The organism is Salinisphaera sp. LB1, assembly GCF_003177035.1.
In the GTDB taxonomy this organism is placed as follows: Bacteria; Pseudomonadota; Gammaproteobacteria; order Nevskiales; family Salinisphaeraceae; genus Salinisphaera.
The window spans coordinates 351,112-365,223 of the sequence record NZ_CP029488.1; the positions used below are offsets into that span (position 1 = coordinate 351,112).

At 64.1% G+C, this 14,112-nt stretch carries 11 protein-coding genes; 8 read left to right on the plus strand and 3 right to left on the minus strand.

Annotated elements, in window-relative coordinates; all coding sequences use genetic code 11:
• Positions 1 to 106 precede the first annotated feature (106 nt).
• The 3 genes from purM to SALB1_RS01550 are packed head-to-tail and all read left to right on the plus strand — an operon-like array spanning position 107 to position 2,588.
• On the plus strand, positions 107 to 1,150 hold the full coding sequence (gene purM, locus SALB1_RS01540; RefSeq protein WP_109992252.1) for a phosphoribosylformylglycinamidine cyclo-ligase: 1,044 nt from the start codon (positions 107 to 109) through the stop codon (positions 1,148 to 1,150).
• Complete coding sequence (purN, locus tag SALB1_RS01545) at positions 1,150 to 1,836, plus strand: phosphoribosylglycinamide formyltransferase (RefSeq protein WP_109992253.1); 687 nt, start codon at positions 1,150 to 1,152, stop codon at positions 1,834 to 1,836. The genes purM and purN overlap by 1 nt, the downstream gene beginning before the upstream one ends.
• Positions 1,833 to 2,588: a DUF3108 domain-containing protein gene (locus tag SALB1_RS01550; RefSeq protein ID WP_109992254.1), complete on the plus strand. Its 756-nt coding sequence runs from the start codon at positions 1,833 to 1,835 to the stop codon at positions 2,586 to 2,588. The genes purN and SALB1_RS01550 overlap by 4 nt, the downstream gene beginning before the upstream one ends.
• Positions 2,589 to 3,455: 867 nt before the next feature.
• Here SALB1_RS01550 and dcd read toward each other — a convergent pair.
• Together dcd and SALB1_RS01560 are read right to left on the minus strand one after the other, a co-directional pair.
• Positions 3,456 to 4,022 carry a dCTP deaminase gene (dcd, locus tag SALB1_RS01555; protein ID WP_109992255.1) on the minus strand — a complete coding sequence of 189 codons (567 nt, stop codon included), beginning with the start codon at positions 4,020 to 4,022 and terminating at the stop codon, positions 3,456 to 3,458.
• A 213-nt stretch (positions 4,023 to 4,235) separates the two neighbouring features.
• Positions 4,236 to 6,551, minus strand: a complete 2,316-nt coding sequence (locus tag SALB1_RS01560; RefSeq protein ID WP_109992256.1) for a hypothetical protein — start codon at positions 6,549 to 6,551, stop codon at positions 4,236 to 4,238.
• 189 nt (positions 6,552 to 6,740) lie between these two features.
• Here SALB1_RS01560 and SALB1_RS01565 point away from each other — a divergent pair, with 189 nt between their 5' ends.
• The 5 genes from SALB1_RS01565 (at position 6,741) to SALB1_RS01585 (ending at position 12,712) form a co-directional block, all read left to right on the plus strand.
• Entirely contained in the window at positions 6,741 to 7,760 is a 1,020-nt protein-coding gene (locus SALB1_RS01565; RefSeq protein ID WP_109992257.1) for a zinc-dependent alcohol dehydrogenase family protein, read from the plus strand.
• Positions 7,761 to 7,782: 22 nt separating this feature from the next.
• On the plus strand, positions 7,783 to 9,183 hold the full coding sequence (hpnI, locus tag SALB1_RS01570) for a bacteriohopanetetrol glucosamine biosynthesis glycosyltransferase HpnI (RefSeq protein WP_222843050.1): 1,401 nt from the start codon (positions 7,783 to 7,785) through the stop codon (positions 9,181 to 9,183).
• Positions 9,183 to 10,598: a hopanoid biosynthesis associated radical SAM protein HpnJ gene (gene hpnJ, locus SALB1_RS01575; protein ID WP_109992259.1), complete on the plus strand. Its 1,416-nt coding sequence runs from the start codon at positions 9,183 to 9,185 to the stop codon at positions 10,596 to 10,598. The genes hpnI and hpnJ overlap by 1 nt, the downstream gene beginning before the upstream one ends.
• Positions 10,599 to 10,644: 46 nt before the next feature.
• Entirely contained in the window at positions 10,645 to 11,544 is a 900-nt protein-coding gene (gene hpnK / locus SALB1_RS01580) for a hopanoid biosynthesis-associated protein HpnK (RefSeq protein WP_109992260.1), read from the plus strand.
• Between the two features lie 157 nt (positions 11,545 to 11,701).
• The gene (locus tag SALB1_RS01585; protein ID WP_109992261.1) at positions 11,702 to 12,712 is read left to right on the plus strand and encodes a lysylphosphatidylglycerol synthase domain-containing protein; all 1,011 of its coding nucleotides are present in this window, start codon (positions 11,702 to 11,704) and stop codon (positions 12,710 to 12,712) included.
• 199 nt (positions 12,713 to 12,911) lie between these two features.
• On the opposite strand, the gene SALB1_RS01590 is transcribed toward SALB1_RS01585, so the two are convergent.
• A complete protein-coding gene (locus tag SALB1_RS01590) occupies positions 12,912 to 13,589 on the minus strand; it encodes a hypothetical protein (RefSeq protein WP_109992262.1) in 678 nt (225 codons plus the stop codon).
• Between the last annotated feature and the right edge of the window lie 523 nt (positions 13,590 to 14,112).

Here is a 14,112-nt window from a genome sequence, read left to right on the forward strand (position 1 = left end):
TCATGGGTGTCGGAGCGCAATCCCAGTCGTGCTCTTCGAAACGGTACAATAGCACGCTGCTGCCGGAGTTCCGGCGTTTGGTTCACGCAACCGAGAAGGCCTGATCTTGAGCGATCGTCCCTCCCTGACCTACGCCGATGCCGGCGTGGATATCGATGCCGGCAACCGCCTGGTCGACGCCATCCGCGGCCCCGTGGAAGCCACCCGCCGCCCCGAGGTGATCGGCGGCCTGGGCGGCTTCGGCGGCCTGTTCGAACTGCCGGTCGATCGCTATCGCCGACCGGTGCTGGTCTCGGGAACCGACGGCGTCGGCACCAAGCTGCGCCTGGCCATCGACCATGCGCGCTTCGAGGGTATCGGCATCGACCTGGTCGCGATGTGCGTCAACGACGTGCTGGTTGCCGGCGCGGAACCGCTGTTCTTTCTCGATTACTACGCCACCGCCCATCTCGACGCCGACGTGGCCGGCCCGGTCATCGCCAGCATCGCCGAAGGCTGTCGCCGCGCGGGCGCGGCGCTCATCGGCGGTGAAACCGCCGAGATGCCCGGCATGTACGGCGCGGGCGATTTCGATCTGGCCGGCTTTACCGTGGGCGTGGTCGAATACGATGAGCGCATCGATGGTTCGGCCATCGAAGAAAACGACGTGGTGCTGGGCCTGGCCTCCAGTGGGCCGCACTCCAACGGTTATTCCCTGATCCGCCGCATCATCGAGGCCAGCAGCGCCGATCTGATGGCGCCGATCGGCAACGAGCACAGCCTACTGGATGCATTGCTGGCACCGACGCGCATTTATGTGGCGGCCGTGCGCGAGCTGCTGACCCGGACCACCGTCCACGGCATGGCCCACGTCACCGGCGGCGGGCTGGCCGAAAACCTGGCCCGCGTCGTGCCCGGGGACAAGGCCGTGACCATCGAGGGCTCGGCCTGGCAACGACCGGCAGTGTTCGACTGGCTCGCCGAGGCCGGCAACGTGGCCGCCGAGGAAATGGCGCGGACCTTCAACAACGGGATCGGTTACTGCATCGTGCTGCCGGCCGATCAGGGCGCAACGGCGCGCACGGTGCTCGAAGACGCGGGCGAGACCGTGTTCGAGATCGGCCACGTGCATACCCGCGAAGATAACGAGCCCGCCGTGCGCATCGTTTGATGAGCGCGAGCGAACACAAACGCCCGGCCCGGCTGGTCGTGCTCATTTCAGGGCGCGGGCGCAACCTAGAAGCCATCATGCGGGCGATCGGCGCCGGCGAACTCAACGCCGAGATCGCCCTGGTCGTGAGCAACAAGACGCGCGCCCCGGGCCTGCAGACGGCGCGCTTGGCCGGCGTGCCCGCGGTCAGCATCTCGCCGCGCCATTTCCCGGATCGGGAAAGCTATGACGCGGCGCTGGCGCACCGGATCGCCGCGGAGAAGCCCGACTGGATCGTGCTGGCCGGCTTCATGCGGGTGCTAAGCGATACCTTCGTCGAACGCTTTGCCGGGCGCATCGTCAACATCCACCCGTCGCTGCTGCCCCGATACAAGGGCCTGCACACGCACGAGCGCGCCCTGGCCGCCGGCGATCGCGACCATGGCGCCAGCGTGCATTTCGTCACTCCCACGCTGGACGACGGTCCAGTGATCCGCCAGGGCCGCATTACCATTCGTCCGGGCGACACCGCCGACATGCTTGCCGACCGCATCATGGATCGCATCGAACAGCGCCTGTACGCCGCCGCACTCGACGACCTCATCTCGGGGCGGGTGGTCTGGCGGGACGACGGCATTCATCGCGACGGCCGCCTGCAATCCGAGCCGCTGATCATCGACTACGACGAGGACACGCCCGGCCCATGAAGATTACGGCATATCTGGCAACCGTTCTGCTCGCGGGGCTGGGCCTCGCCCTCATCAGCCCCGCCACACTGGCCTCGCCCACCGATGCCTTCAGCGCGGTCTATAGCGTGCGCAAATCCGGGCTGCCGCTGGGCGATGCCCATTTCAGCCTGAAGCCGGGCCAGCAGGACGGCTGTTACATCTATGCCGGCCATGCCAAACCCAACGCGCTGGTCCACATGTTCCTGGGCAACATCGACGACGAGACCCGCTTCTGTATCGTCGACGACCAGGTCCAGCCCCGATATTTCCGTCATCACGTCGACGGCAAGCCGGGCCATAGCTACACCCTGAAGTTCGACTGGTCGGCCATGACCGTTCAGTATAAGAACGGGAAGGGCGACAGCCAGACCTACGCGATCAAACCCGGCACGCAGGACCCGATGTCATTGCAGATCGCGGCCCGCCGCTGGCTGGCCTCGACCCGCCCCGGCAACACGCTGCCCACGGGACACCGCTTCCTCCTGGTCGACGACGACGGCTTGCAAACCTACAAGGTGCATGTGAGCGACGCGGGCAACCTGAAAACACCCGGGGGCATCTTCGATACCGTCAAACTGGCCCGCGACGGCCAGCATCATCACGCGCTGACCTTCTGGCTGGCGCGCAATGCGGATTGGATTCCCGTTCAGGTGCGGCGTCTCGAGGACGGCAACACGCAGTATGTCCTGACGATGCAATCGCTGTCGCGCAGCGAGGCCACCGGCCACTAACCAGTGGTTTGGGCTGTTGTCGACTGTGAGTGAGACCCAACCGATGACGCAAATAAACGCAGAATGAAGAGCACACGAACTCTTGCATTAGCGTTATTAACCCGGCACAAAAATAGATGATTTTTCGGGTTCATAGCGCGAGTACGCGACCGCATGCTCGCCGCGGCCATCGGCCGCGAAGCCTTTGAAAATAAAAGACGGACAGGCGCCGGCTTTTATTTTTGAAGGCTTTGAAAACAGCTGATGAAGTCAGCTGTTTTGATGCCGGATTAATAGTGGCGGACTATTCATCCCAGCGCCCGAATCACGTTTTCGGCTGACCATAACCGCTCAAGGCATCTGTCGGCCTTCATCAAAACCCTGCCGAGCAGGGATAAAGCTCACGCAACGGCTTGACGACGCAATTTGCTCGCACAGCCGAAGCCGCACTGCCTTAATCTTTACTTCTTATTTGCACTCATTCGCGTGTATCGGCGGACAAATGCCCTCGCTTACTTCGTTGCGAGGCCCCGCCGATGAAGGTCAGTCCGCAAATGAACGCGAAATAAACGCAGAATGACAAGCAGACATATCTTGCATTCGCGTCATTGGCGTTCTTGATTATGCACAACGAGGGTGTAGACAAATTAACTGCCGATGATAAACGCAATATCAGACAGTTACGTAGGTCGGATTAGGTGCTTGCACCGTAATCCGACAGCCGAGCCTCGGAACTCGCCGATTGAGCGTCGGATTACGCGCTGCGCGCTAATCCGACCTACCGTCAAGGCATTGTTTTTAAATTTTGCGCTCATTCGCGTGCATTTGCGGACAAATATCCTTTCTTACTCAGCCGACTGGGCGCAGTAAACGCTTTGGCCAACGGGTTCAGGCGCGCGGCAGGGTCACACCGCGCTGGCCCTGGTACTTGCCGCCGCGGTCGGCGTAGGACGTTTCGCAGACTTCGTCCGACTCCAGGAACAGCATCTGTGCCACGCCCTCATTGGCGTAGATCTTCGCCGGCAGCGTCGTGGTGTTGGAGAACTCGAGCGTCACGTGGCCTTCCCACTCGGGCTCCAGCGGTGTGACATTGACGATGATGCCGCAGCGGGCATAGGTCGACTTGCCGAGGCAGATCGTGAGCACGCTGCGCGGGATGCGAAAGTACTCGACCGTCGAGGCCAGCGCGAACGAATTCGGCGGGATGATGCAGGTCTCGCCTTCGAAATCCACGAAGCCCCTCGAATCGAACGCCTTGGGATCGACCACCGCCGTGTTGATGTTGGTGAAGATCTTGAAGTGCGGCGAACAGCGCACGTCGTAGCCATAGCTGGACACGCCGTAGGAGACGATCTTCTCGCCGTCGCGCTCCCGCACCTGGCCGGGCTCGAACGGCTCGATCATGCCTTCGCTCTCGGCCATGCGGCGGATCCACTTGTCGGATTTGATGCTCATTGACGATGCTCGGACGGCGCGATGCGGCGCATGGATGAAAACCATGCCGGGCCCGGGCAACGGCGCGGGACCGCTCTGCCAGCCTGAACCCGGTCGGCCGGGTAGTGTAGCCAGCCGCACCCGGATGCGACAACGCCGCGGCCCACCCACGGGTGGACCGGATGGCGGGCGCGGCGTCCCCGAACCGGCGGCGGCACGCCGCCGGTCACGCGCCTACTGACGACAGCCCAGTGGAATCGTCGGACTGGCGGCACCGGCGGCTGCCGCCGCCAGGAAGCCGGCGCTCTCGCACTGCATTTCAGCGCTGGTCGCCGCGCCTTCCTGCGGGTCGACACTGCCGTTGGCCGTGCCCGCGGTCGGATCCAGGATCGTGCTGTGCGCACCGCTGGCAAAGCGCACCACGCTATCGGCTGGCTGGCTGCCGGCCTGGAAGGGCACGCTTTCGGCGACCGAAGCCAGACCCATCGCCGCCACCAACGGATTGGTCCCCGACAACGGGCCGCCGACACAGACGGTATCCAGTGCCGGGGTATAGCCGGCGGTGGCCGGACAAGCGCCGCTGGTCGCCGGCATGAAGTCCGGACCGACGTTGGCCGGTACGGCGTTCGGCACCACCAGATCGGGCGGATTCACGCCGCCGTTGCCGCCCCCCACGACCTCGATCATGTGCAGCGGATGGCGCACCGCCGCGGTTTTTGCGTAGTTGATCGGATCGCCGCCGTCGACGATGGTCTGGGCCAGTCGCAGGAAGTTTTGGTAGGCCGCGCTGCCCTCGCCGACACCGGCCGCCTTCAGCCCCGCCGCGATCTTCGGGCCGAAGGCCGCCGAACCGCCCAGCAGGCGAATGACGCCACCGCCCGGGTTGGCGAGCGTCGCCGCGTCGAAGGCCTGGTTAGAGGTCACGCCCATTAGCGTCGACCCCACGATCGCGCCCAGCGAATGGCCGAGGAACTGGCTCGGCTGCCCGTTGAGCTTGATCGCGTTGCCGCCCACGACGGTAATCGAGCCCTGCATGACGGTAGCGTTGAGGTCGATCAGATCGGCCACCGCCTCGCGCAGATTGTCACGCGAGGTAATGGGACTCGTCAGGTTGATGAAATTCGCCCCGGACGGATCGACCACACCGTCGCCGTTGGCATCCAGGTCGAAGGTCCGCTCGTGGCCGGCGATCGCCAGCGCCTTGCCCGGCGCAAGCCCATGCAGCGGCAGATCGATGGCCACGGTCACGAAACCGGCCGCGGCCAGCGCGGGGGCCACCGCGAACATGTTGGTGCGATCGCCGGTGATGCCATGCTGGAAAATCACCACCGGCCAGCCGCCCGCGGGCGGCTGGCCGCCACTCGGACTGTTGGCGTTCGGCACGGCCACCAGCACGGGTACCGATTGCACCGAGCGCACCTTCGGATACGGGAAGCAGCCCGTGGTGGAATCGCTCGCCGTCAGCACACTGCAGGGAATCGAGCCGCCATTAGGCGTCGGCAACGGCGCATGGCCTGGGGCGTACTCTGGGCTCATCTGATCGTCCGGCACCCAATAAGTGGTCAACGGCGCCGGCGTCGCGGTGCCGTTGTGCGCGGCAGCGGCGAGGTAGTACGACAGATCCACCGTGCCCTGGTAGATATTCGCGGTATCCGGCAGGTTGGCGTTGATATCGCCGGTCGAGAGCTGACCGCCCTGGCCGTTGGGCAGCGGCTGAACCCGGATGCCGCCGTCGCTGCTGCCGTTCGGGTTGGGCGTCGGATGCGCTGCAACGTAACGCAGCGAGGCGCCGATGCTCTGGGTCGTGAACTGCCAGGCGACGACGACATTGCTGGCGCTGGCGTCGGACACGCTGTCTAGGATCGGGCGAATCTGTTGACTACGGATGGATTCCAGGCTGGCCTGCTGCGCCGCGCTGAAGTGGGCCGCCGGATTGGCATCGGAGCCGACCGCGCTGGCCGAATCCGCGATCGCGAATTGATCGCTGGGCGCCACACGGCCGCCATCGGTGGTCTTGAGCTGGTCGGTGATGACCACGTAGTACGTGGTGGCCGGGTCCAGCGGCTTGAGCGGCCGAATCAGCAACCGCGTGTGGTCGACCACGTCGGGCGATTTCACCACGTCGAAGTCGGTGCCGGCCGCGAGTTCCGACCCGGTCGCCGCATCAATAACGCGTACGCTGCCATTATTGGCCGTGGCGACGTCGATATCCGCGCCGGAGAAATCGGCATACAGATTATCGGTGGTGGAGAACCCGTCCAGCTTGTTCGCGTCGGCAATCACCGGATTGGCACCGGTCGCATCCGGGATATTGAGCGTGCCATCGGCGCTCACGCCGGCCAGCAGGCCGGTGGTGTTGTTGGCATCGACGAACAGCAGATTGTTCGGAAACGGAATCACCGCATTCTGGGAAACCGGCGCGTACAGGCTGCTCGCCTCGGGGCCGGCCGCGCTGGCCTGGCTGTTGTCGTTGCTATTGTTGTTGCCGCCGCAGGCAGCCAGCGATGCCGCGATGGCGATGGCGACGCCCACTGTCCAGTTCCGCTTCATGATTCCCCCAGGATGCAAAGCGTTGTTGATCGCCGCCGCGTCTTGTAACCGGGCTGCGACCGGCGCCCTGAAATGCACAATGCGGGGCCCGCGAATCGCGCGACACTGGACCTTGGTCTGCCATGCGGCTATGCCAAAATGCCTTGTTTGGCGTATGTTGAGCCCCGAAATCCAAGCCTTCGGCTTTTCATGCAAATTCAACAGATTCGACAGTTCGGCACGCCCGACGTCTTCGAGACCGCCGACGTGGCGCTGCCCGAACCGGGCCCGGGCCAGATTCGCGTGCGCCAGATCGCCTCGAGCGTGAACCCGGTCGACACCAAACTCCGCGCCGCCGGCCCGGCGATCGCGCCCGCGCTACCGGCCGTACTCGGCTGCGACGTGGCCGGCGAAGTCGACGCCGTGGGCGACAACGTGCGGCGGTTTGCCGTCGGCGATGCCGTCTATGGCTGCGCGGCCGGCCTGGTCGGCCGCGGCGGCGCCTACGGCGAGTATGTGGTGGTCGATGCCGAATTGATGGCGTTCAAGCCGGCTGGGCTCGGCTGGCGCGAAACCGCGGCCCTGCCGCTGGTCACGATCACGGCCTGGGAAGCACTGATCGATCGAACGCGCGTCGCGCCCGGCGATCATGTGCTCATCCACGGCGGCGCCGGCGGTGTGGGCCATATCGCGATCCAGATCGCCAAGGCCCAGGGGGCGCGCGTGGCGACCACGGTCTCGAGCGCCGACAAGGCGGCGATCGCCCGCCGCTGCGGGGCCGACGAGACCATTCACTACCGCGAGGAATCGGTCGCTGAATACGTCGAGCGGCTGACCGGCGGCCGCGGCTTCGACGTGGTCTTCGACGCCACCGGCGGCTCGGACATCGGCAAATCGTTCGCCGCGGTCCGCGTCAACGGCCAGGTTGCGACCATCGTGTCACAGTACTCGGCCGATCTGACGCCGATGCACACCAAGAGCCTGACCCTGCATACCATCTTCATGCTCACGGCCATGCTCAACGGCGTGAATCCGGCGCACCACGGCGAAATTCTCACCCGGGCGGGCGCGCTGGTGGCCGCCGGCCAGCTTGTGCCGCTGCTCGACGAGCGCCGTTTCAACCTGGGCGATGTGGGGGCGGCGCACGCGCATCTGGAAGCCGGTGCTGCGATCGGCAAGGTCGTGATCGATATTGCCGACGAGGCGCGCGCCGCTGGTCCGGCAGTCTAGACCTGCATTTCGCATGATTTTCGTGCCGCACAAGGCGCGGCCACGGGCCGTCTCCGGAAATGCAGTCCGTGGCCGCAACGCCGCAATGGCGGGAAAAGTGCACCGAAACAAGCGGATGGATTCGCGTGCCAGGACGCTGCGTCCGGACACACTGTCACTGCGCGAACCGCGCTTTTGCGCTATCTTCTGCCGCCCCGACGAATTCGGCACGGCCCCGCCGTCACGTGCCGATCGAATTCAGCCCCAACCCTGCGCCGATGTGATAAACGCTTCCGAGGTCTTCCACACCCTGGGTTTTGTTCTGGCCGGTCTTGCCGGCGGCTACAGCCTGATGGCACTGCTGGCGGCCTGTCTGGGTCCGAAGCAACGCCGCCGCGCCGCAGCCCGTGGTGCGGCGCCGCCGGTCACGCTGCTCAAGCCGCTGTGCGGCGCGGAAACCGAGCTCGAGTCAGCACTGCGCTCATGTGTGGAACAGGATTACCCGAAATTCCAGATCGTGTTCGGTGTGCAGGACGACACGGATCCGGCGCTTGCCGTGGCCCGGCGCATCCGCGCGGCCTATCCGGAGCACGACATCGACATCGTGCTCGATACGCGTGAATGGGGCAGCAATCGTAAGGTCAGCAACCTGGTCAACATGATGGCCGTGGCTCGCCACGAGCACATCGTACTGGCCGACAGCGACATCCATGTCCGCCCCGACTACCTCCACCGCGTGACCGCGCCACTCGCCGATTCGGACGTGGGCCTGGTGACCTGTCTTTATCGCGGCCGGGCGACCGCGGCACGCTGGTCCCGTCTTGCGACGCTTTTCATCGACGACTGGTTCATGCCGTCGGTACTCGTGGCCCGTCTGTTCGGCGTACAGGACTACGCGGCGGGCGCGACCCTGGCGCTGCGCCGCGAGGATCTTGCCCGGATCGGCGGCTTTGCGGCGCTGGCAGACCACCTGGCCGACGATCACCAGCTCGGGCAACAGATCCGGGCGCTCGGGCGCTCGGTCGTGCTGTCGGACGTCGTGGTCGAAACCACGGTCGACGAGCCCAGCCTGCGCGGCCTGCGCCGCCACGAAACGCGATGGATGCGCACGATCCGTCTGCTCGCCCCGGTCAGTTACGGCTTTCTGTTCGTCAGTTGTACCCTGCCCATGGCCTTGTGCGGCGTTATAATAAGTTGCGCGCAGCCTATCTCTATCGTACTGCTGGGTGTGACAATCACTGCGGACGTAGCTTTGCACGGAGTTCAGAACCGTCGTGCCGGGCGCGCCGCGACCGACGGCCTATGGCTTTGGCCGTTGCGAGAGTTCCTGACGCTATACGACTGGCTCAACGGACTATCAAACCGTTCGATCCGCTGGCGAGGCTATACCTACCGGATCGGCTCCGACGGCTCCATGAAACCACAGTCAATGGATAAGCACTGATGAAAACGCTCTTCCTGCATCCGCCCTCCTTCGACGGCTTCGACGGCGGTGCCGGCGCACGCTACCAGGCCAAGCGCGAAATCAAGTCGTTCTGGTATCCCACCTGGCTGGCCCAGCCGGCGGCCCTGGTCCCCGGCAGTCGTCTGATCGACGCGCCCGCGGATGGCCTGAGCCTGGACGACGTGCTGCCGCTTGCACACGAATACGAACTGGTGATCATGCATACCAGTTCGCCTTCGTTCGCCACCGACGTGAAGGTCGCCGAGGCGTTCAAACGCGAGAACCCGAAACTGCTGATCGGCATGGTCGGCGCCAAGGTCGCGGTGGATCCGGACGGCTCGCTGGGCGCCTCGACCGCCATCGACTTCGTGGGCCGCGAGGAGTTCGACTACACCTGCAAGGAAGTCGCCGAAGGCCGTGACCTGTCCGGCGTTCTCGGGCTGACCTGGCGCGATGCCAACGGCGAGCATGTGCGCAATCCCGACCGGCCGATGATCGAGAACATGGACGAGCTGCCGTTCGTCTCCGAGGTCTACAAGCGCGATCTGACCATCGAGAACTACTTCATCGGCTATCTCGAACACCCGTACGTGTCGTTCTACACCGGGCGCGGTTGCCGTTCGAAATGCACCTTCTGCCTCTGGCCACAGACGGTCGGCGGGCATCGTTACCGGGTGCGCAGCCCCGAGAACGTGGTCGCGGAAGTGGCCTATATCCAGCGCGAGATGCCGCACGTCAAGGAAATCTTCTTCGACGACGATACCTTCACCGACTTCAAGCCACGGGTGGAGGAGATCGCCCGGGGACTGGGCAAGCTCGGCGTCACCTGGTCGTGCAATGCCAAGGCCAATGTGCCGTACAAGACGCTCAAGATCATGAAGGAAAACGGCCTGCGGCTGCTGCTGGTGGGCTACGAGTCCGGCAACAACCAGATCCTGCATAACATCAAGAAGGGTCTGCGTACCGATATCGCCCGCGAGTTCACCAAGAACTGCCGCAAGCTCGGCATCACCATCCACGGCACCTTCATCCTGGGGCTGCCGGGCGAAACGCGCGAGACGATTCGCGAGACCATCGATTTCGCGCGCGAGATCAATCCGCACACGATCCAGGTTTCACTGGCCGCGCCCTATCCGGGCACGCGCCTGTACGACGAAGCCATGGAAAACGGCTGGCTCGATGCCAGCGGCCCCGAGGCGCTGGTCAACGACGATGGCGTGCAGATCGCCCCGATCAGCTATCCGCATCTGGGCAAGGAGGAGATCTTCGAGTCGGTGGAAACCTTCTACAAGCGTTTCTACTTCCGGCCCGGCAAGATCGCCGAGCTGACGGCTGAAATGGTGCGCCATCCCAGCATGATCGGACGCCGGTTGCGCGAGGGCCGCGAATTCGCCCAGTTTTTGAGCCATCGTTGAAGCCGACGCCGGGCGACCACGCCATGCAGGCCGAAAGTCGGCCGCGATGAGCGCGCCATCGGGGCGCGTGATCGTCACGGCCGACGACTTCGGCCTGCATCCGGCGGTGAACGAGGCCGTCGCGCACGCCCACGATGCGGGCATCCTGAGCGCCACCAGTCTCATGGTGGGCGCAGAAGCCGCGCCGGAGGCGGTGGCGCTCGCCCGTGCGCGGCCCGCGCTCGGCGTCGGGCTGCACCTGGTGCTGACCGACGGCCGCGCCGTCCTGCCCCGGTCGGTCGTTCCCGACCTGGTCGATGCCAACGGCCGTTTCCACGACGGCATGGCCAGGGCGGGCGCGCGCTTTTTCTTTCAGCCGCGCGTGCGGCGGCAGCTCGCCGCGGAAATCCGGGCGCAGTACGAAGCATTCGCCGCCACCGGCCTGGTCCTCGATCATGTCAATGCACACAAGCATTTCCATGTGCACCCCACCATCCTCTCGCTGGCGCTGCGCATCGGCGGCGAGTATGGCCTTCGGGCCATGCGCTGGCCCCATGAGCCACGCCAGGATGCCGGCCAGCCGGGCAGCGGCAGCTGGCGCACGGCGGTCGAGACCACGCTGATGGCACCCTGGTTGCAGCACATGCGGCGTCGCATGACCGCGTCCGGCGTGGTCTCCAACGCCCGTCTGCTGGGCCTGCGCGCAACCGGCCACATGACCGAGGCGCGGGTTCTGACGGCAATAGCCGCCGCGCGTGGCGGCGCGGTAGCCGAAATCTATTGTCATCCGGCCAGTCGCGACCGGCTCACGCCGGCCATGGCCGACTACGACCACCGCGGCGAGTATGCCGCCCTGATCAGCCCCCGCGTGTTGCAGGCCATGCAACGCGCCGGTCTGCAGCCGACCCGGTTTGCCGAGATCGCCGACACCGATCGGTTGAGCGGCCCGATGAAGAACCCGACCTGAGGGGCCTTGCCACTCGATCCACCGTTGACGCCGTGATCTGGACCGCTACGCTTTCGGCTTTGCACACGCCGGATTTGTATACCGCCCGGCCCTGATGAGACGCGCCGATGCTTTTGAATGCTGACCCGTCCGTAACTGCGACCGATGCGAGGCCCATGTGAAAAGACTCGCTTATGTCGTCGCCCTGATCGGCGGTTTGCTTGTCATCGGTCTCATCGCCCATACCGGCTATCGCGCGGTACTCAACGCCCTGGCGATCGGCGGCTGGAACCTGCTCTGGCTTTTGCCCTACCACCTCTGCCCGATCGCATTGGATGCGTGGGGCTGGCGTCTGCTTATCGTGCGCCCCGATCCCTACCGGCGCGCGCGCTGGGGCGTACTTACCTGGATCGCACTGGTCCGCGAAGGAGTCGGTCGATTATTGCCAGTCGCGAGCGTCGGCGGCGAAATCGCCGGTATCCGACTGCTCATCCTGCGCGGCGTGGACGGCGCCACCGCCACTGCGAGCGTGGTCGTGGAAGTCCTCATATCGCTGCTCAGCCAGTACCTGTTCACGGCCATCGGCGTCGCACTTCTGATCATTCTGACCCAGTCGAACGAAACCACCACGCAGGTGCTCATCGGCATCGCACTCACCTGTCCGGCGCCGATCATCGTGCTGCTGCTGCTCGATAACGCGGGTATATTCCAGCGCCTCGAACGCTTCGCCGAGCGCACGCTTGGCGGCCGCAGCCGGCTGACGCAACTGCTCAGCGGCGGCGCCACGCTAGACCAGGAAATCGAAAACGTCATCGCGCACCGATGGCGTCTGGCCAAGGCGACCGTCTGGCAGCTTTTGGGCATGGTGAGCGGCAGCTTCGAAGTCTGGCTGGCATTGCACCTGCTCGGGCATCCGGTGGGCGTGGAAACGGCCGTGATTCTGGAATCCGTCACCCTCACCATTCGCCACCTGGCTTTCCTGGTTCCCGGCGGGCTCGGCGTGCAGGAAGCCGGACTCATGGTTTTCGGGCAAATGCTCGGCCTTTCGAACGAGACCGCCCTGGCCCTGTCGTTGATCAAACGCGGCCGCGAACTCGTGATCGGCATACCGATTCTGCTGTCCTGGCAAATCTATGAGGCACGCCAGTTGCGTTCCGGCCATAACGGCAAACGCGCGGACAGCGGATAAAAGCCTTCGCCGACAGTGTTGCCCGGAGCGCTTTTGTATCCACCGATGCGCGCGACTGGCAATAGACGCGCCGGGGCGCAGCGGGCCTGCGCTTTCAAGAGTCTGTGCAATCCGGGAAATCTACGGGTAAACAGTCGTCATAAAAGCCGCAGGCAGAATGCCCGCGGCTTGGTCGCTTGCAGCCGTCTCTCGCCGGACGCTAGACGCGCGGGTCCTCCAAGGCGGCACGACGTGCGTAGAGCATAAGCCCAAGGCACAACAAACCGATCAACAACACACTGATCTGCGACGGCTCCGGAACGTCAGCGGGCCCATCCGTAACCCAGGAACTATTGCCGTTGGGATCACCGACGATACCCTGAATGTGCGCGGCCGACAGGAAACCTGCATCATTGGCAACCAAGGGCGATGACGACAACGGATTGGCAAAGATCAGCTTGTAGATGGCGTCGTCGCCGGCTCCGAACCGCCCGCCGACGCCCTTGGTAGACCAGGTGAAGCCCAGATTGTAATCACCCAAGCCGGTCGGGCCCGAGTTGAGGTAATCATGAATAAACGTCTCGTCGGCGCAGTTACTGCCGCCGGTACAGTCGGCTGACTGCAGAAGCGGATTCAGATAGAAGGCCCAGCCCGTCGTGGCTTTAACTTTTTTCCCGCCTTGCACGAAATCATCGCCGCTGAGCTTTGATGTCAAGGTGAGGATTCCGAAAGAATCGCCCAGGTTGTACGAAAACTCGGCTTGCAACCACGGAGCCGACCCATTTGGCCTGGCGCCGGTGTAAACCGAGTCGAGACTAATATCGATCGTACTGGCATAAACCGGCAGGCAGAAACAGCCGGCCAGGACTAATGTGAACGCCGCCAATATTTTATTCATGAGGCCACCTACTCGGGGCATTGAAGCGGGACGGGCGAGGCTCCCAATACGCCAGGCAGTGCAGCTGCACTGTCACAAATGCGTAAAGCAAGGCCCGAGCCAACTTGCAACCCATGGCAAACACATCGTTTTCCGAGCGATGATGAAGACTTACATCCTGAATTGGATGATTTTTCGACAGCCGCATCGCGATCACTTCCTGCGTACGTTGACCGTCGAGGCCAATACCGGCGCATACCGAGATCGTGCGCGCCACAGCGAACGCCCTGGATCTTATTATTTATATTCCGACACTTATCAGAATACTTCGAGCTGCCGCAGCGATCTTTTCTGTATAGGGGGCGGGCATGCAGACAGAGATACTGCGGCCCGAGGCTTGAAACCAACGAGGCCAATGGATCATTCGGCCAAAAAAACCGTAACAATTACCGACAATCACAATAACCCCCGTTGGCCCGGTGGCACATCCCCGAACCGGGCGTCGGCCGCCCCTCTGGATACTCTACGTCGTGTCCGTAGTAAT